Here is a 19,038-nt window from a genome sequence, read left to right as displayed (position 1 = left end):
GATCGTTTCCGCTGAGCCAGGAGGGCGAATCGGAAACCCCCGCCCGACCGTCCGAGCCCGAAGGGGCGCCAGCCATCGAACACGGCCGCGCAGCGGCACCCCTTCCCAAGGGACGGCGCCGCCTGTCGCGCCGAGGGTGGCGCCCGGCAGCTCCGCCGCCACGCCGCACAACGAATGCGAGGGCGAAGCCGAGCCAGAACGCATCGCATCATCCCCACCTTCGCCAAGAAGTTTTTTGTTGCGGTGGGAGTCAGCGCCAGCCGGAGGTGATCGGGTAGCGGCGTTCGCGGCCGAAGGCCTTCGTGGTCACGCGGGGGCCCGGTGCCGCCTGGCGGCGCTTGAACTCGTTGATGAAGACCATGCGGATCACCCGGCGTACCGTCGCATCGTCGTGGCCGGCGGCGATGATGTCTTCCGCCGAGGCCTCTCCTTCGATGAAGTGCTCGAGGATGGCGTCGAGCTCGTCGTAAGGCGGCAGGGAGTCCTGGTCGGTCTGCTCGTGGCGCAGTTCGGCCGAAGGCGGACGGTCGATGACCGCCATCGGGATCGCGCCGTCGATGGCCGCACGCCAGCGCGAAAGGCTGTAGACGGTGGTCTTGTAGACATCCTTGAGTGGCGCATAGGCGCCGCACATGTCGCCATAGAGGGTGGCGTAGCCGACCGCCATCTCGCTCTTGTTGCCCGTGGACAGCAACAACTTGCCGGTTTTGTTCGACATCGCCATCAGCAACACGCCGCGCGCACGCGATTGCAGGTTTTCCTCGGTGATGTCGGGCCCGCGCCCTTCGAACACCGGCGCCAACGTGCTGGTGAAGGCTTCGTAGATCCCCTCGATCGGCAACACGTGGTACTCGACCCCCAGGTGCTCCGCCTGCGCCTTCGCCTCGCGCAGCGAAAGATCCGACGTGTACACCGTCGGCATCATCACGGCCGTGACCTTGTCCTTACCGAGCGCATCGACGGCGAGCGCCAGCGTGAGTGCCGAATCGATACCGCCGGAAAGACCCAGCAGCACGCCCGAAAAACCATTCTTGCCGATGTAGTCGCGCACGCCGCGCACGAGGCCCGCGTACATGATCGCTTCCGGCGAGCGCGTGTCCTGCGCCGGCCAGTCGATCGCCGCGAGGCGTTTCGTCTCGGTGTCGTATTCCACCGTGAGCAGCATTTCCTCGAACGACGGCGCGCGGGCAACCACTTCGCCGTCCGACTGCACGAGCAAGGAATGGCCGTCGAACAACAGGTCGTCCTGGCCACCGACCAGGTTCACGTAGGCGATGGGGACCCCGTTTTCCGTGGCCCGCTCGCGCAGCAATTCCTCGCGCGTGGCCGCCTGGCGGTGGTCGTAAGGCGAGGCGTTGATCACCAGGATCAGTTCCGCCCCCGCCTGCGCGGCATGGGCCGCCGGTTCGGCCTCCCAGATGTCCTCGCAGATGAGCATGCCCACGCGCACGCCCTCGATCACGAAAACCCGCGTGGCCTGGCCATGCTGGAAATAGCGCTTCTCGTCGAAGACGGTGTAGTTGGGCAGGGCTTGCTTCTGATAAGTCCACTCGACCTTGCCTTCGCGGATCAGCGAGGCCGCGTTGAAGACTTCACCGCGTGTTTCGGGATGGCCCACGATGGCCGATATGCCGCGGATCTCCGGAGCGAGCGCCGCGAGTTCGCGTCCACAGGCTTCGAGGAAGCTCGGACGCTGGAGCAGGTCTTCGGGCGGATAGCCGGAGAGCGTCAATTCGGGGAAGGCGACCAGCGAGGCGCCGAGCCGATCCCGCGCTTCCTCGGCCAGTGCCTTCACGCGCTGGGCATTCTTGGCGGTGGCGCCTACCGGGAAGTCGTACTGGGCCAGGGCGAAGCGGAACGTGGACATGGGGAATCCGTGCGGTCGCGGGGGGACTGCCTATGATAAGACATGGGGGTGAGGGTGGCTGGCCCGCTGCCGCGGGATCGCCGACAAGGTCGGCTCCCACCGGAGGTCATTCCAGGCTGCTATCCCGGGTCATCCCTTGCTGCGGGTCATTCCAGGCCCCGAGTCATTCCGGCTGCTATCGGACCTGTGCCGCGAGGCTACAGGTAGAGGTTGGCGATTTGCAGGGCGGTTTTGTAGGGCTCGGGATCGTTGCGGTTGGTCAGCAGGATCACGGTGAGGTGACGTTTCGGGTATCGCACGATCACGTTGCGGAAGCCGATGGTCTCGCCCGAGTGCCAGAGCGTTTCGCCGGTGATCCGCCAGCCGTAGCCGTATCGCACCGTGGGATCGTCGGTGGGCGTCCAGGGCGTGAAGGCGGCCTTGCGCGAAGCGTCGCTCAAGAGCCGGTCGTCGTAGAGCGCGGCGTCCCAACGTGCCAGGTCGTCGATCGAGGAATAGATCCCGCCGTCTCCCAGCACCGAACTCGTCATGCTCTGGTCGGTACGCACCCAACGTCCAGCTTCCTCGCTGTATCCGAACGCGCGGTACGGCACGGGCGGCCCTTCCCGCACATAGGCCAGGGTGTTGGTCATGCCCAATGGGATGAAGATGCGCTCGCGCAGGAAATCCCGGAACGGTTTGCCCGAGGCCTTCTCCACGATCAGCGCGAGCATCGCATAGCCCCCGTTGCTGTAGCGGTACGACGTGCCGGGAGTGAAATAGAGATGGTCGGTCCTGGCGAGCAGGTCGAGTACGTCCCTGTCGCGCAACGGTACCCGCGTGTCGGCGGGCATGATGTCCTCGTAGTCGATCAACCCACCCTGGTGGCTCAGCAACTGGCGAACGGTGATCGCGTCCGCCGCGGCGGGCAACGCGGGCAGCCAGCGACGGGCGCGGTCGTCCAGCGAAAGCCTGCCGTCTTGCGCCAACAGGAGGATTGCCGTCGCGGTGAACTGCTTGCTCACCGAGGCGAGGCGATAGTTGGTTTGCGGCGAGGCGGCCACGTGGTGTTCCAGGTCGGCGAATCCATAGCCCCGCCGGACGATGGGCACGCCGTCGCGTACCACCAACAGTGAGGCACCCGGGCCGTCGCCGTCGTAACGCTTCATCAATACGTCCAGCGCCGCATCACGCGAGGGCGATGCGGCACATCCTGCGAGGAAGACACAAAGGGCCAGCGATACGGCGAGGCGCATGGTCACTCCACGGGAACGTCGTAGATCGTATCGGCGGACGCGGCGGAAGGCAGCGAGTAATGCCACCACTCCTGCGGGTAATTGACGAAACCTTCCGCCGCCATCGCACGCACCAGTCGCTGGCGGTTCGCACGCTGCGCGGCGGTGAGGTCCGGATAGTCGGTGTGCGCGCGCGGATCGAAGAAGTCGAAGTCCGTACCCATGTCCAGCGGCGCGCATCGCGTCCCTTCGCACCGCATCAGGGTGAGGTCGACGGTGGCACCGCGGCTATGCCCGGAAACAGGCGCGATGTATTCACCCAACAGCTTGTCCTTGCCGAGGTTCGGGTAGTGCGTGGTCTTCGTCCGTATGTCGCCCGGATCTCCCGCCCAGCGCACGAAGGCCGCGACGGCACGGGCCGGCCGATAGCAGTCCCATATACGCAGGCGCAGCCCCTCGCCGCGCAGATGCATCTCCACACGCGCCAGCGCCTCGGCGGCCACCGTGCGCAGGAAGCACTTCGCCGACCGATAACCATCCACCGGCGCGCCGGTGAAGTTGTCGCTTCCGGCGTAATGGATATCCTCGGCGATATCGGGCACCAGCGAGCGAACATCGGTGAGTCCCGCCTCGTGCGGCGTGCGCGCCGGGGACACGCGCGGAGGTGCCTCGGTGGCCTGTGCGCTAAGGACAAGCCCGCACGCGAGTGAAAGCCAGGTCTTCATAATCGTTGCTGAAATCGGCATCGGGATCGACCTTGGTAAGGCGCAGCTGGTCCGGCGTGGAAAGATCCAGCCACGGCTCCGCGTCCATCCGCGGGCTGGTCCACTGCACGAGGTAACGCGTACCCACGCGTTCGAGCATACCCGTCATGACCGGGGAGCGGGCCGCGGCGAAGCGTACGCCTTCCTTGCCGGGACAGATGCTGACTTCACCGAACCACGGGTCGCGCCAGACGCCGAGCAAGCCGCTCGCCTCGCTGGCGGAAGCGACCACGCGCGACGACGTATCCGGTGCACGCGAGGCGCCCGGGGCGGACGACTCGGCGGCGATGCGATCGGCGTATTCGCCTACCGTATGTGTTTCGCCCGGGGCCGTGAACCGCTTCAGCAGGGCCGCTGCAAGCGCATCGCGGGCGTCCTCGCTCCCTCCGTTCATCAGGATCACGAAGCCGCTGCGCCGCTCGGGCAACAAGCTCACCGTCGAATACATGCCGGACAGCGTGCCCGTGTGCGAAACGCTCCATTGTCCGTCCACGTCGGCCAGCCGCCAGCCATAGCCGTAACCATAGAGATGCGTGTCGTTCCAGGCTTTCCTGCGCTTGCCCACGGGCATCGGATTCTGGATCGACCAAAGGGGCTCGCGATGCGCGGCGTCGAGCCATGCCAGTTGCGTCGCATCGGGCACCAGCCAGTTTCCGGCCCAGTGGAGCATGTCGTCGAGGTCGCAGCGCACGCCGCCCGCGGCGGCGGAGGTGATCGCGGGAACCGTTGCCGGGTCGCCGTTCACCACTTCGTTACCGTGCTCCCCTTGCCGGTGCGGTTGGGCGACGTTCCCCACGCCGTCGCGCGACCAGCGGCCGACCTGACAGCGGGAGAGTCCCAGCGGCTCGAAGACCTCGCGGTGCAAAAGCGTCTCGTACGAAGCGCCGCCGGCCGCCGCGGCCACCTCGCCCGCCACGACGTACAGAAGGTTGTCGTAGGCGTAGCGCGAACGGAAGCTGTGTTCCGGTTTCAGGTAAGCGAGGCCGGCCAGGATGTCCTTGCGCGTGAAGTCGTTCGGTTCCGGCCAGAGCATCAGGTCACCCGCGCCTTCGCGCAGGCCGCTGTTGTGGATCACCAGGTCGCGCACCCGGATTTCGCGGGTCACCCATGGATCGTTCATGCGGAAGTCCGGCAGGTACTTCGTCACCGGATCGTCCCAATGCAGCTTACCCGCCGCGACCAGGCGCGCCAGCAGCGCCGTGGTCATGGCCTTGCTGTTCGAGGCGATCTTGAACAGGGTCCGCCCGTCCACCTTGTGGCCCGAACCGGCGACGAGTTCGCCGGCCGTCCGCGTATAGGCCACCTTGCCATCCTGGATCACCCCGACCGCGATGCCGGGAATCCGATAGCGCGACACCGCCTCGTCGACGAGGGCATCGAGCGATGCGGCGGAAGCGGCTTCATCGGCCGCCCATACGCGCAGCAGGTTGCCGCCCCAGAGCTTCGCGATGTCCTGGTCGGAGAAGCCGCGCCGCTTCAGCGCGGCGGTCACGTTGCGTGTCTCCGAGGCGTCCATCCACCCGGTGATCTCGCCGCCACCGTCGAAGTCCGAGGCGATGCCCACGTGGTCGATGCCCGCCACTTTCACCATGTGCTGGATGTGGTCCATGAAATCGTCCAGCGTGGCCAGTGGATGTTCGCGCTGGATCGCCTTCATGCCCTCGATGTACGACGGCAAGTAGTCGTGCTTCTCGCTGTCGTACTCCTTGTCGCCCGCCTCGCGCGCCACCCGCGTCTGCAAGGCCTTCTCGGCGGCCGCGCGTTCCGGGTCCTTTTTCAGGAACTCCTTGTATGCCACGGCCTGGACGACGCCATCCTTCGCGGCGATAGCCTGCAGGAGGTCATCCGGAAGGTTGCGAGGATGGTCGGTGATCGCCCGGGACGACGAATGCGACGCGATGATCGGCGCCTTCGACAGCGCGAGGACGTCGCGGACGCAGGCGTCAGAAGCATGCGACACGTCCACTATCATCCCCAGCGCATTGGCCCTCTCCACCACTTTCCGGCCGAAATCGGTGAGGCCGAGATTGCTGTCCACCTCGTCGCCGAGTTCCTTACGGGGTAGCGAGCTGCCACAGAGATCGTTGTTGCCGACATGCGCCAGCCCGATGTAACGCGCACCCCGTGCATAGGCCGCGTCCAGGCGCTTCAGGTCGTGTCCGAGCGAATAGCCGTTCTCGATGCCGATCATGGCCGACAACCGCCCAGCGGCCTTGTTCGCACGGACGTCGGCGGGCGTGCGCGCCGCCCGGACCCATTCGGGATATCGCTTCAGCATCAGGTCGATGGCGTCGTACTTGCGCGCCGCCTGCGCCACCGCCTTCGCGTACCCGGCCGGGGTCGACGGCCCCTGCTCCACATAAATCACGAAGAACGCCGCATCGAGGCCGCCACGGCGCATCTTCGGCAGGTCCACCTTGAGCGGCCCGTCCTTGCCGACGTCGAACTTCGGGTCGTGCATGTACGACAAGGGAATGTCGACGTGCGTGTCCACGGTAAGCGGATGGTCCTGCGCCTGCGCGGCCGCGCAGGACAACAAGGCCAGGCCAAGGATTCGCTTCATTCGTGCCTCCTTTGATGACACCAGTACACCAGTGGAAGCCGGGGTCCCACCCTGCATTCCGATGCCTCCTGTTTCCTGCCCTGGGCCTAGAAGTCGATCGACACGGTCAGCTGGCCGAAGCGGGGCGACTGGAAACGGGTCGGTTGCAGATAGGTATCGCTGAAACTGCCGATCGACGTCTGAAGGTCCTGGTCGACGCCGAGCGTCCGTTGCTGGTTGAGCAGGTTATACACCGCGAACTTCACGCGCAGGTTGTTCTTCTCGTCGATGGGCAGGAGGTAGGTGATGCTGGCATTGAGGTTGAAGGTCCACGGCGTGCGCTTCGCCCCTCGCGGGGAACGCTCGTAGATGCGGTTTTCGGAGACCGGGTCGGCGCAGTTTTCCACGCAGATGAAATAGCTGTGGTAGGAGGTCTTGTCGTACGGATTGCCGACGCCATAGCCGGTGATCGGGCTGCCGGAAAGCGCCGTGAGGTCCGCGCCGATCTGCCACTGCTTGCTGAGCGCGTAGGTGCCGCGAAACTTGAACTGGTGCCGGTGATCGTTCGGCAGGTAGCCACCCGAGAGGTTCACCCAGGGATCGTCGAAGTTCTCGGTCCGGCCGGTATCGTCGAAGTTCGTATCCGAGTTCACAGGGCCCTCGGCGTTGCCGCGACTCCATGACAACACGTACGAGGCGTTGAACATCCACTTCTCGTCCCATGCGCGGTCCAGCTGGAACTCCAGGGAACCGAAGGTGCGGCGCGGCTTCTTCCAGCCACGCTGGCCTAGGTAATTGCCCGAGGCGTCGTACAACGCCCAACCCTCCTTCGAGGTGTCGATGTTGATGTAGCCATCAGGCGTACCGTCGCAGTTGGTGTCACCGTATACCGTGAGCTTGCGCCCCGGATTGCCCATCACGTAACCGATGTATCCATCGCCGCCGCACTGCGGCGTCGCGCTGATCTCCATGTCGTCGATCGCATTGTGCAGACGGCGGTAGGTACCGCTGACGCCCCAGGACCATTTGTCGTCGATTGCCTGTTGGAAGCCGAGGATGGCCTCGTCCTGGTAGACCGAATCCATGTTCTTGTCGACCTCGGAACGCAGGTCGCCCACGGTGCCGTTGCCTTGCGAGGTGTCCACCGTGCCGAACTGCTGGCCGAGGATCGGCATGGCGTACTGCGATCCGTTCCGGTCGATGATCTGATAGCCGTTGAAGGTGTAGAACGTGCGCTCGTCCAGCAGGCCGCCGGCCTGCTTGATGTTGATCACGTTGGCCACGGGCAGGTAGTAGCGGCCGAGGTTGCCGAACACCTTCATCGTGCCGTCTCCTTTCAGGTCCCAGGAGAATCCGAGTCGCGGCGCGATCATGTTGTCCATCTTGATATAGCTCTTGCCCTCGCCAGTCTTGTTGTCGAAGGCATCGCGGCGCAGGCCGACGTTGAGCAGGAAATTCTGTGTGATGTTCCAGTTGTCCTCGACGTAGAAGGCGTTGTTCGTCGTCTCGAACGTTCCGGAGATGTTGTAACGGCGTTGCCGCACGTACATGTCATAGCCCAGTGGCATGACGTTGTCGCTCTCGATGGTCGAGCCCGGAGTAGCGTGGACGATGCGGTAGTTGTACTCGCCCGGACCCGGGTAATGCCTGTCGTAATCCGACGTATCGACTTCGTGGTCATAGCCGAAGCGGGCGAGGTGGTCTCCCAGCGTCCACTCGAAATCAGCACGGCCCTGTTTGCGCGTATCGTTGCGCTTCTCCACCGTCGTGCTCGTGCTGCATCCCAGCGGTACGCCTGGTGCATCTGCGTTGTCATCGATGGACACCGGGTTGCAATCGGCGTCGGCCAGGCCGTGGGTATAGCTTTCACGCTCGTTTCGACCGTACATCAGCTTCATCGAAAGGTCGTCGACCAGATAGCTGGTGAAGGTGCCGTTCCAGTTCTTGCCACCCGTATCGCTGGTGATGAGGTCGCTGCGCGTACCTTTGGTGTGCGTCGGATAGTCGTAGGCGTATACCGAACCCTCGTTCGTGTCCTTATCGGAGAACGCCATGAACTCGAACAGGTTCTTGTCGTTGATGTGCCAGTCGATCTTGGCGCCCCAGAAGCCGGAGTCGGTATCGTTCTGGGTGAGTACGGTGCCCTGGTTATCGGTGTTCTGCGGCGTATATCCCCGCGCCTCGTACATCGCGAAGAAGAACAGCTTGTCCTTCACGATCGGGCCGGACGCGTACACGTTCATCTTGGTACGCGAGTAGTGGTCTTCGGACGAGGTGATGTAGCGCTCGCCGTTCCAGTAGCGGTTCTTCGTGGTGGCCTGCCAGTCACTGGGCTCGAAGGTCATCTCCGCGCCGGCCTTGAATTCGTTCGTGCCCGAACGGGTCACGGCGTTCACGACGCCGCCGGTGGTGCGGCCGAACTCGACGGAATAGCCGCCGGTCTTGACCTGGAATTCCTGGTAGAACGCGAACGGCGCCTCGGAGAAACCGTTGCGGTTGTAGAAATCGGTGACATTGAGGCCATTCACGTAGAACGAGTTCTCGGCCACGGACGAACCGCCAAACGAGATGCCGCCGAAGCCGGCGTTGCCCTTGTTCACGCCGGGCGCCAGCAAGGCCACCGACTGCACGTTCTGGTCCACGGGCAGGCGGCGGATTTCCTCGCGGCTGATGTTCGTCGCCGTTTCGGTCGAACTGACGTCCACGGCGGAGATGACGACCGGCGCGCTCACCTGCACGCCTTCGAGTTCGGTGGTACCCGTCGCGCCGCGTTCCACGAGGTTCACCGTGGTGGCGTTGCCGAGGCTCACCGTCACCTCGGCGGTGGTCGCCACCGGCTTGCCGTCCTTGCTGCTGTCCACTTGGTAATGGCCGACCGGCAGGTACGGCAGGCGAAAATTGCCCGCGTCGTCGGCGGTTACCGTACGTGTCAGCCCGGTGGCCGGGTCGCGGGCGGTAACGGTCGCGCCCGCCTTGGTGCGGCCGACGATCGTGCCGTCGGTATTCGCGGCGGAGGCGCTGCCGGACACGGCGAGGCCCAGGCCGATCGCCATGCACAAGGCACCGTGGCGCAACGTGCGCCGGTTCGTCTTCATGTCCCCCATCTCCCCACTCCCATAAGATGATGTTTCGGGTTGTCGTGCGTTACCCGGTCAGGGCGCCGTGCCACCGCCCCCGCGCGGTGTATCGACACGGTGCCACCGGAAGTCGTAATCCCACTGGTCGAAATACATGTTGCCGCCCTTCCACTCGACTTCGCCGCGCTGCGAGTCGACCGTCTCCGAACGGAAGAAGGTCTTCGGCGGCGTGAACGGTTGCGCATAGTCGTCGTTGAAAGCGATGCGATAGGCATCCAGGCCGCCGAGGTAGAACCACTCGAGCGCGTCGTCGCCCGGCTTCGCGTCCGCTCCGGCCAGCAGGCGGCCGAAGGTCACGTCCATCGGTACCCATCCGTACGGGGCCAGGTACACCTGTCCCCAGTCGTGGATGTTGTTGTACTTGCCATCCGAGAAGATCCAGCCCGATTGCCAGCGCGCCGGAATGCCATTGAGGCGCAGCAGGGTCATCAGCAGCAGGGTCTGCTCGCCGCAATCGCCGTGCCCGGCATGCAGCGTGTAGTCGCCTATATTCGAGATCGTGGAGTATTCCCTCGCGCCCGCCCAGGGAATCGTATCCACGGCGGCGAACAGCTTCTGCGCGATACGGTAGGGATTGGTCTCGTCGCCGACCACGCGCTTCGAGTACGCGCGCATGGCGTCGGTGAAGACGATGTGCGGCGCGCGCTCGGCGACATAGGGCGCCAGCGCCGGCGTGATCGGCGTCCGCGTCACCTTCGCCGGATCGATGTCGACGTAGCGCGCGTAGAGGGTCACCTCGTAGGTGATCGAGAATTCCGTGGGCTTGCCCGCTTCGGCCTTCTTTTCGAGGTAAGCCGTGCGCTGCAGGCTCCACTCGGGAGCGACGTCGGCCTTGGCCGGTTCGCTGCCGGTAAGGCGGATATCTTCCTGCTGCCCCGCGATGGCGCGCGGATAGGGAATCCAGGCGCGGATCGTTTCGCCCGCGGGTACCGCGTCGGCTTTCACCGTGAGCACCTGGGTGACGCTCTCGCGGCGCGGCAACACGTTGCTGACGTGACCGGCCAGCGCGGCCGCGCGCACGGCGCGGTGGTGGTCGTTGAGGATTTCGTTCGGGCCGTCGTCGAAGGGGGTCTGTTCCTTGCGTCGCGCACGTGCCTCGGCGCTGATCCGGAACAGGTTTCCCGGCGAACGCTTGAAGTACAACGTGCGGCCGTCGATCACCTGTTTTTCGAGCAGGCCGGCGGTGTCCCACTTCGCGAATTCGGCGTCGGTGAGATCGGGGATCTGCTTGCGCAGGCGGGTCTTCACCGCGTCGGCGTCGAGGGTGAAGTCGAGCAGGATGCGGCGCATGCGTTCGCGCTGGAACAGCAGGGTGTCGCGTTGGGTGGGGGTGAGGTCGGGTTGGGTCAGAGCCTTGGTTATGAGGGCTTCGGCGGTTTTGAAGTGGCCGGCGTCTATCTGCCTTGAGGGGGCATCGCCGACAGGGTCGGCTCCCACCTGGCTTGGAGAGGCATCGCCGAGAGGGGCGGCTCCCACGGGAGTGGGGCTCAGCGTGGCGAGCAGGCACGCCGCCAGCGCCGGGCGAATCATCGCGTTTCGTAGGGCCGCTTTCACCGTTCGGTATCCCCGATGCAACCGTGGTGGGTGGACGTGCGTCAGGGCTGTGTAACATGCTTGCAAAGCGCGGTCAATAATTTATGCTTCAGGCTACTTCGTTAGGAATAGATATTCCTGACGACCGTCGCGACACCACCCGGGGAGGGGACGCGTGATCCAGTCGGTTTGGCCTTACCTGGCCGTGATGCTGCTCGCCGCCGGCTTCTGGCCCGCGATCGAACGGCGTTTCGGCTGGAAGGTATTCGATATCCTTCCGCCCATCGTCCTCACCTACCTCACCGTGACGGCCTTGTCCGTCGCCGGTTTCTGGACCGCCTCGCCGGAGATCCACGCGGCGCAGAACATGCTCGTGGCCCGACTGGTGCCGGCCCTGCTCTTCCTGCTGATGATCAACTGCGACCTTCGCGCGATCCTCGCGCTGGGGCCGCGCGTGCTCGGCGTCTTCGTCTGCACCTCGATCAGCCTGTTCATCGCCTTCGTGCTCACCTTCCTGATCTACCGGCACTGGATGCCCGGCACGGGATGGATGCCGCTCGCTTCGTTGTCCGGCAGCTGGATGGGTGGCACGGCGAACATGATCGCGGTGAAGCAGGCCATCGGCATGTCGGATACCTCGCTGGCGACCACCCTGCTCACCGACGCCTTGTGCTATTCGATGTGGGTGGTGGTGCTGTTCGCGGTGGCCCGATTGGCACCCGCCTTCAATCGCTGGACGCGGGCGCCATCGAGCGCGAGCCTGACCGTGGCGGAAACAGCGGTGCGTGTGCCCGCCACGTCCGACAGCGTCTTGCTCTGGCTGGGCCTCGCCCTCCTCGTCTCGGTCGTGTCCGCCGTGCTCGGCACGAGGCTGCCGGTAGGCAGCATGGTGTCGCCGACGACATGGACGATCCTGATCGCGACCGTGGCCGGCCTGGTCGCCGCGCATACGCCACTCGCCCGCCTGCCCGGTGCACAGGCGGTTTCGAGCGCGATGCTGATCTCGGTCGTGGCCGTGCTCGCCTCGCAGAGCAGCTTCGCCGGCATCGCCGCGGCGCCGCTGTACCTGCTGGCGGGCATCACGGTGATCGCCGTGCATGCGGTACTTCTCAGCCTGGCCGCGCGCATCTTCCACTTCGACCTGTATCTCTGCGGCATTTCCTCGCTGGCCCATATCGGCGGCGTGGCGGCGACGCCGGTACTGGCGGCTACGTATTCGCGTTCGCTGGTGCCGGTGGGCGTCCTGCTCGCCCTGCTCGGTTATATCCTCGGCACTGGCTTCGGTCTCGTCGTCGCCGCGGTGCTCTCGGCGCTGGCTTCCTGACCAAGGATCTCGTTATGAACCTGCTTCGCCCCACCTTGCTCGCCACCCTGCTCGCGTTGACCGTGGGTGGCGCGTATGCGGCCCCGCGCGACATGCCGGTACCGCCGTCGGGCATCCTCGGCGTCACCGACACACAGCTTTCGCCGGAGTACTGGGTAGCGCGGCTTCCGGATGCGGACAAGCCCGTGCTCGATACCGCCGCCATCGTCGCGATCAACGAGCGGGTGGCGCGGCTGGACCCGTCGATGCACGACATCCGCCATCTGCCGGCCTCCTTGTCACGGGAACAGGTGAAAGGCTGGATCGAGAAGCTGACCTCGCGGCCGAGCAAGCCGCTGTTCGATGTCGAAGGCCAGCCCGTGACCGCCACCGCGATCGACGCGGTGATGGACAATGCCGCGATCGCAGGCATTCCCGCGCAGGTGACGCCGCGCTATGGCATGGCCGTGCGTCGCGGCGCCCTGCGTGGCTACCCGACCGACTTGCGCGTGTTCAGCCATGCCAACGACACCGATATCGACCGGTTCCAGGAAAGCACGCTGTTTCCCGGCGATCCGCTCGTGGTGGTGCATGCGAGCAAGGACGGTCAATGGGTGTTCGTCGTCAGTCCGCGATACGCCGCGTGGATGCATGCGGAAGACGTGGCCTACGGCGATGCCGCGACCGTCTTCGCCCACGCCGATGCCACGCCTTACCGGATCATCACCGGCGCGAAGCCGCTCACCGTCTACACGCCGGAAGCGCCCGCCGTCTCCGAGCTTCAACTGGACATGGGTACGCGCGTGCCGCTCGACACCTCGGTGCCGCCGGACCAGCCGGTGAATGGACAGAGCCCGTACACCTCATGGGTACTGAGCCTGCCGGTGCGAGGCACCGATGGGACGCTCTCGTTCCACCCGGCCCTGCTCCAGCGCAACCAGGATTCCGCGGCCGACTACCTGCCCCTGACCCGGGCGAACATCATCCGCCAGGCATTCAAGTTCCTCGGCGAACGCTATGGCTGGGGCCACGCCTATAACGGCCGCGACTGCAGCGGCTTCGTCTCGGACGTGTACCGCAGCATGGGCGTGCAGATGCCACGCAATACGCGCGACCAGAGCATCAGCCCCGGCCTCGCCCACACCGTCTACACCGACAAGGACAGCCACGAGGCACGGGTGAAGGCCGCGAAGGCGCTGGAGGTGGGCGACCTGGTCTACATCCCCGGCCACGTGATGATGGTGATCGGCAAGATCGACGGCGAACCCTATGTCATCCACGACGTCGGCGGCATGAGCTACAAGCAGGCCGACGGCAGCCTGCGGCACATCACGCTCAACGAGGTCTCGGTGACACCTCTCCTGCCCATGATGGCCAGCGGCGACAAGACCTTCGTCGACCGCATGACCAGCATCGTCCGCATCCGCTAATCCTGCCCAGCGAGATTCCATGAAGATCACCGACATCCGCTTCGGCATGCTGCGCGTGCCGCTGAAGACCCCCTTCAAGACGGCGCTGCGCACGGTCGACAAGGTCGAAGACATCGTCGTGATGGTGCATACCGACGACGGCCACGTGGGTTATGGCGAGGCACCGGCCACCGCGGTCATCACCGGCGACACGCACGGTTCCATCGTCGACGCCATCCGCCATTACATCGCGCCCCGCCTCATCGGCCAGGACATCGCGGACCTCAACCGGATCACCAAGCTGATCCAGGGCACGATGGAGAAGAACACGAGCGCCAAGGCCGCCGTGGAGATCGCCGTCTACGATCTCTGGGGCCAACTGTATGGCGCACCGCTGTACAAGCTGCTCGGCGGCGGCGATCCGGTCATCACCACCGACATCACCATCAGCGTCGACTACATCGACAAGATGGTGGCCGATTCGATCGCCGCGGTGGAGCGCGGCTTCGAGTCGTTGAAGATCAAGGTGGGCAAGGACATCGGCGTGGACATCGAACGTGTCCGCGCGATCTACGCCGCCGTGGAGGACCGCGCCCTGCTCCGTCTCGACGCGAACCAGGGCTGGACCGCCAAGGAAGCGGTCTACGCGCTGCATACGCTGGAAGACGCCGGCGTTCGCCTGGAACTGGTCGAGCAGCCGGTGAAGGCGCGCGACCTGGAAGGCATGCGCTATGTCACCGAGCGCGTGCACACGCCGATCATGGCCGACGAGAGCGTGTTCGGTCCCGCCGAGGTGATGGAACTGATCCGCATGCGCGCCGCCGACATCATCAACATCAAACTGATGAAGACCGGCGGCATCTCCAACGCCATTCGCATCGCCGACATCGCCGGCCTCTACGGCATCGAGTGCATGATCGGTTGCATGCTGGAGACCAGCATCAGCGTCGCCGCCGCCGTGCACGTGGCGGTGGCCAAGTCCGACGTCATCACCAAGGTGGACCTGGACGGCCCCTCGCTGTGCGCGTACGACCCCGTGGACGGAGGGGTGAACTTCAACGAGTCGGAGATCTCCATCAGCGACGCGCCGGGGCTCGGCATCCGCGAGATCCGCGGCCTCGAGCCACTCTGAGGGCCGCCGCCATGTCACCGCTGGTGAAGATCCGTTCCGAACGCGACCGCATGTCGGCGGTGGAGCGGCGTATCGCCGACTTCATCCTCGAGAACGCCCAGTTGCTGCGCGATTACTCCTCGCAGCAGCTGGCCAACGCGCTCGGCATCAGCCAGTCCAGCGTGGTGAAGTTCACCCAGAAGCTGGGCTTCCGCGGCTATCCGGACCTGAAGTACTCCGTCGGCGAGGCCATCGGACGCACCGACGACGGTGACGGCGAGAGCGCTCCGTTCGCTGAACGTCCGGGTGGCGATCCGCTGGGCGCGGCACTCTGGCAACGCAAGGCGCGTGCCGAGGAGGCGACGCGCCACATCAACAGCCCCGAGACCTTGCATGCGGTGGTCGACGCGATCGATTCGGCGGGCAAGGTCTTCCTCATCGGCCTGGGCGAGGACGACCTGCACGCGCGCGGTTTCGCCGTGCGCCTGTCGCTGTTGGGTGTCGTCGCCATCCGCCACTTCGACGTGAGCCGCATGGCCGCGCAGGTGGCGATGTCGTCACCGGGCGACGTCCTCATGGTGTTCTCCGAACAGGGCAAGCACCCCGCGCTGGCCAAGATCGCCCGCTATTTCCGCGAGCGGCGCGGACGCGTGGTGACCGTCACGCGGCATACCTCCAACCCCGTACGCGCGCTCGCCGATATCGCACTGGCCGTGGCGGCGCACGACGATGCGTCCTACGTCCAGTCGCTGATCTATCAGTCCACCGTGCAACAGTTGCTCGACACCGTGTTCGTGCATCTGTGCGAGGGAGACGAGGCCCGTCATGCCCGCCTCGTGCAGAATCTCGATCGCATCCAGCAGATGCTCGAACCCTGACCGGACCACCCTCATGCCTTTCTCCCGAACGCTCCCACGCCTGCTCGGCCTCGCCGCCCTCGTCCTCGCCGCATCCAGCACGGCGTTCGAGACGCCGGCCGCCTGGTCGGTATCCCGGCAGATGATCGTGGTGACCACCGACGGGTGGGACAGCGATCACGGAACGCTCCGCGCGTACATCCGCGAAGGTACGCGCTGGAAGCAGGAAGGCCCGGCCGCCGAGGTGACCATCGGCAAGCATGGCAGCGCGTGGGGCGTCGGGCTCAATCCGCCCGAACGCGATGGACCGGTGAAGAAGGAAGGTGACGGCCGCAGCCCCGCGGGCGTGTTCCGTATCGGCCAGGCCTTCGGTTACGCCGAAACGAATCCCACCGCCCTGCCCTATCGCGGCCTCGGCGTGTCCGACTATTGCGTGGATGTCGACAGCTCGCCCTACTACAACCAGATGGTCGATGCGCGAAAGGTCGGCGAGAAGGCGGTGGCCGGGGCGACCGAGCCGATGCGCCGCGACCTGCACTTCAACGGCGACCATGCGTACCGCATCGGCTTCGTCATCGAGCACAACCCCGATGGACGCAAGGGCGCAGGCAGCTGCATCTTTGCCCACCTGTGGAAGTCGCCCACATCGCCGACCGCCGGTTGCACGGCCATGACCGACGAGACGATGGAACGCCTGCTCGGCTGGCTCGACCCGGCGAAGAAGCCGGTCTTCGTGCTGCTGCCGAAGAACGAATACGCCCGACTGCGCGAAGCCTGGAACCTGCCGGCCCCATGACAGCCACCCAACGCATCCTCCTCGGTCTCGCGCTGGGCGCGATGACCGGCATCGCCCTGGCCACATGGGCTCCGGCCGCCGCGGAACACGTGGCCGATGCCGTGCAACCGGTCGGCAAGCTCTGGCTGAGCGCGCTGCAGATGACCGTGGTGCCGCTCGTGCTCTCGCTGGTCGTGGTCGGCGCGAACACCGCGACCGATGCGGCCGCCTCGGGCCGCATCGCCCGGCGCGCGATCGTCGTCTTCCTGTTGCTGCTGTCGCTCGGCGCCGCGGTGGCGGCCATTGCCGCCCCTGCGTTGTTCACGCTGTTCCCGCGCAGTGGCTCGCTCACCGCCGCGCTCAGTGCCACCGGCGGTCATCTTCCTACCGGCGCGCCCGTCGGCTGGTCGGACTGGCTGGCCGGCATCGTTCCGACCAACGCGATCAGGGCGGCGGCGGAGAGCGCCATGCTGCCGCTGGTGGTGTTCGCGATGTTCCTCGGCTTCGCACTCACACGCATCGCCCCCGAGCGGCGCGCGCTCGCGGTCGAATTCTTCCGTGCGATCGCCGACGCCATGATCGTGGTCGTGCGATGGGTGCTGCTCCTCGCGCCGCTGGGTGTGTTCGCCCTGATCCTCTCCGTGTGCGCGAGGGCCGGCTTGCACATGCTCGGTGCGCTGGGCGTCTATGTGCTGGTCGAATGCATCGTGTACCTCATCGTCACCGCGCTGATGCTGATCGTCGCGCGAGTGTGGGGACGCGAGCCCTTCGCACGTTTCGCCTCGGCGATCGCGCCCGCGCAGGTCGTCGCCGCCAGCACGCAGTCGTCGCTCGCCTCGCTGCCGGCGATGATCGAAAGCGCCGACCGGCGGCTGGGCTATCCCACGGCGGTGACGTCGCTGGTCCTGCCCATGGCGGTGTCGCTGTTCCGGCTCACCAGTCCCGTGCAATACGTGGTCTCGGCGAGCTTCATCGCGTGGGCTTTCGGTATCGAGCTCGGTGTGGCGCAATTGGCGGCGGGTGCGGCGCTCGCCGTGGTCATCAGCCTCGGCTCCGTCGGTTTGCCAGGACAGGTCACCTTCATCGCGACGAACGTTCCCGTCGCCCAGGCCATGGGCCTTCCCATCGGACCGCTCGGCATCATGCTCGCCGTGGACACCTTGCCCGACACGCTGGCCACGCTCGGCAACGTCACCGCCGACCTCGCGGCGACCAGCGTCGTCGCCGCGCAATCGTCGAAGGACAAGACATGAACGAATCGCCTGTCGAGGTCATCGTGATCGGTGCCGGCATCGCCGGCGCGTCGGTGGCGTGGTTCCTGTCGCCACATGCACGCGTCGTGTTGCTCGAACGCGAATCCTTCGCGGGGTTCCATACGACGGGACGCTCGGCCGCGCATTTCAGCGAAAGCTATGGGTCCCCGCAGGTACGCGCACTGAGCCGCGCCACGCGACCCTTCCTCTCGCATCCGCCCGAAGGATTCGCGGCCCATCCCCTTCTTCATCGGCGTGGCGCACTCGTCGTGGGCAGCGCGGAGCAAGCGGATCGCGTGCGCGGGGAATACGAAGCCGTGCGTCGCCATACGCCGTCGCTGAAGCTGCTTGATCGCGAGGCCATCGAGGCGCTGGTACCCGTGCTTCGTCCCGAAGCCGCGGAGATCGCGTTCTTCGAACCCGATTCCGCCGACATCGACGTGAACGAATTGCACCAAGGTTTCTTGCGGGGTGCGAAGGCCCGCGGTGTCACGCTGCATCTCGACACCCGCGTCCACTCCCTCCGTCACGAAGGCGGCGAGTGGATCGTCAACGAACACTGGCATGCCCCGGTGGTGGTGAACGCCGCTGGTGCCTGGGCCGACACCGTGGCTGAACTGGCTGGCGTGCGCACCATCGGCCTAGAACCGCGCCGCCGGTCGGCCTTCACGTTCGCCGCGCCAGAGGGCGTCGAAACATCGGCCTGGCCCTTCGTCGTCGACATCGACGAAACCTTCTACTTCAAGCCCGATGCAGGCCTGTTGCTGGGCTCGGCGGCGAATGCCGATCCCGTCCATCCGCACGACGTGCAACCCGAGGAATACGACATCGCCCTCGGCATCCATCGCATCGAGGAAGCCACGACGATGACGATCCGCCGCCCCGCCCGCACCTGGGCCGGCCTGCGCAGCTTCGTCGCCGACGGCGATCTCGTCGGCGGCTTCGCACCGGACGCGCCGGGATTCTTCTGGCTCGCCGCACAAGGCGGCTACGGCATCCAGACCAGTGCCGCCATGGCCGAAGCCTGCGCATCGATGATCCTGGGCAAGCCGATGCCGGATCACCTCACGGAAGCAGGCATCACCGCCGACATGCTCAGCCCCAAAAGACTCCGCAGATGACCTGGTTGGATGCGGCGAGCACCTATCGCCGCTGAAGCGGCTCCCACAGAAAACTTGCGATCGTCATGGCGAGCACCCATCGCCGACAGGGTCGGCTTGTGTCTTTCCGAAGGGCTAGGCTTGGAGGTGAGAGCGGAGTGCGGCAAGCCGAT

14 protein-coding genes are annotated in these 19,038 nt (G+C 65.7%); 7 read left to right on the top strand and 7 right to left on the bottom strand.

Annotated features, from left to right (window positions below; all coding sequences use genetic code 11):
* Window positions 1-250 precede the first annotated feature (250 nt).
* From AB6730_RS18635 to AB6730_RS18610, 6 genes are all read right to left on the bottom strand, one after another.
* Window positions 251-1,867, bottom strand: a complete 1,617-nt coding sequence (locus tag AB6730_RS18635) for an NAD+ synthase (protein ID WP_371025086.1) — start codon at window positions 1,865-1,867, stop codon at window positions 251-253.
* 197 nt (window positions 1,868-2,064) lie between these two features.
* The gene (locus AB6730_RS18630; protein WP_371025085.1) at window positions 2,065-3,102 is read right to left on the bottom strand and encodes a serine hydrolase domain-containing protein; all 1,038 of its coding nucleotides are present in this window, start codon (window positions 3,100-3,102) and stop codon (window positions 2,065-2,067) included.
* Between the two features lie 2 nt (window positions 3,103-3,104).
* Window positions 3,105-3,737 (bottom strand): M15 family metallopeptidase, encoded by a 633-nt coding sequence (locus tag AB6730_RS18625; protein ID WP_371025084.1) that lies wholly within the window; start codon window positions 3,735-3,737, stop codon window positions 3,105-3,107.
* 28 nt (window positions 3,738-3,765) lie between these two features.
* Window positions 3,766-6,408 (bottom strand): membrane dipeptidase, encoded by a 2,643-nt coding sequence (locus tag AB6730_RS18620; RefSeq protein ID WP_371025083.1) that lies wholly within the window; start codon window positions 6,406-6,408, stop codon window positions 3,766-3,768.
* Window positions 6,409-6,494: 86 nt separating this feature from the next.
* The gene (locus AB6730_RS18615; protein WP_371025082.1) at window positions 6,495-9,482 is read right to left on the bottom strand and encodes a TonB-dependent receptor domain-containing protein; all 2,988 of its coding nucleotides are present in this window, start codon (window positions 9,480-9,482) and stop codon (window positions 6,495-6,497) included.
* Between the two features lie 57 nt (window positions 9,483-9,539).
* Window positions 9,540-11,054 (bottom strand): transglutaminase-like domain-containing protein, encoded by a 1,515-nt coding sequence (locus AB6730_RS18610; protein ID WP_371025088.1) that lies wholly within the window; start codon window positions 11,052-11,054, stop codon window positions 9,540-9,542.
* A gap of 178 nt (window positions 11,055-11,232) precedes the next feature.
* Here AB6730_RS18610 and AB6730_RS18605 point away from each other — a divergent pair, with 178 nt between their 5' ends.
* The 7 genes from AB6730_RS18605 to AB6730_RS18575 are packed head-to-tail and all read left to right on the top strand — an operon-like array spanning window position 11,233 to window position 18,886.
* Window positions 11,233-12,381 (top strand): DUF819 domain-containing protein, encoded by a 1,149-nt coding sequence (locus tag AB6730_RS18605; RefSeq protein WP_371025081.1) that lies wholly within the window; start codon window positions 11,233-11,235, stop codon window positions 12,379-12,381.
* Window positions 12,382-12,395: 14 nt separating this feature from the next.
* Complete coding sequence (locus AB6730_RS18600) at window positions 12,396-13,790, top strand: SH3 domain-containing protein (RefSeq protein WP_371025080.1); 1,395 nt, start codon at window positions 12,396-12,398, stop codon at window positions 13,788-13,790.
* Between the two features lie 19 nt (window positions 13,791-13,809).
* Entirely contained in the window at window positions 13,810-14,901 is a 1,092-nt protein-coding gene (locus tag AB6730_RS18595) for a dipeptide epimerase (RefSeq protein WP_371025079.1), read from the top strand.
* Between the two features lie 11 nt (window positions 14,902-14,912).
* Window positions 14,913-15,758 carry a MurR/RpiR family transcriptional regulator gene (locus AB6730_RS18590; protein ID WP_371025078.1) on the top strand — a complete coding sequence of 282 codons (846 nt, stop codon included), beginning with the start codon at window positions 14,913-14,915 and terminating at the stop codon, window positions 15,756-15,758.
* A gap of 13 nt (window positions 15,759-15,771) precedes the next feature.
* Window positions 15,772-16,533 (top strand): L,D-transpeptidase, encoded by a 762-nt coding sequence (locus tag AB6730_RS18585; protein WP_371025077.1) that lies wholly within the window; start codon window positions 15,772-15,774, stop codon window positions 16,531-16,533.
* Window positions 16,530-17,765 carry a dicarboxylate/amino acid:cation symporter gene (locus tag AB6730_RS18580; protein ID WP_371025076.1) on the top strand — a complete coding sequence of 412 codons (1,236 nt, stop codon included), beginning with the start codon at window positions 16,530-16,532 and terminating at the stop codon, window positions 17,763-17,765. The genes AB6730_RS18585 and AB6730_RS18580 overlap by 4 nt, the downstream gene beginning before the upstream one ends.
* Window positions 17,762-18,886, top strand: a complete 1,125-nt coding sequence (locus tag AB6730_RS18575) for an NAD(P)/FAD-dependent oxidoreductase (protein ID WP_371025075.1) — start codon at window positions 17,762-17,764, stop codon at window positions 18,884-18,886. Before AB6730_RS18580 ends, AB6730_RS18575 begins: the two co-directional genes overlap by 4 nt.
* On the opposite strand, the gene AB6730_RS18570 is transcribed toward AB6730_RS18575, so the two are convergent.
* Window positions 18,826-18,966, bottom strand: a complete 141-nt coding sequence (locus AB6730_RS18570; RefSeq protein ID WP_371025087.1) for a YSIRK-type signal peptide-containing protein — start codon at window positions 18,964-18,966, stop codon at window positions 18,826-18,828. The two genes, AB6730_RS18575 and AB6730_RS18570, sit on opposite strands and share 61 nt — an antisense overlap.
* Window positions 18,967-19,038: the final 72 nt, after the last annotated feature.

Origin of the sequence: Luteibacter sp. RCC_6_2 (genome assembly GCF_041360655.1) — a bacterium.
GTDB lineage: Bacteria > Pseudomonadota > Gammaproteobacteria > Xanthomonadales > Rhodanobacteraceae > Luteibacter.
The sequence above is the reverse complement of the archived record's forward strand: the minus strand, read 5'-3'. Positions and strand labels throughout refer to the sequence as shown.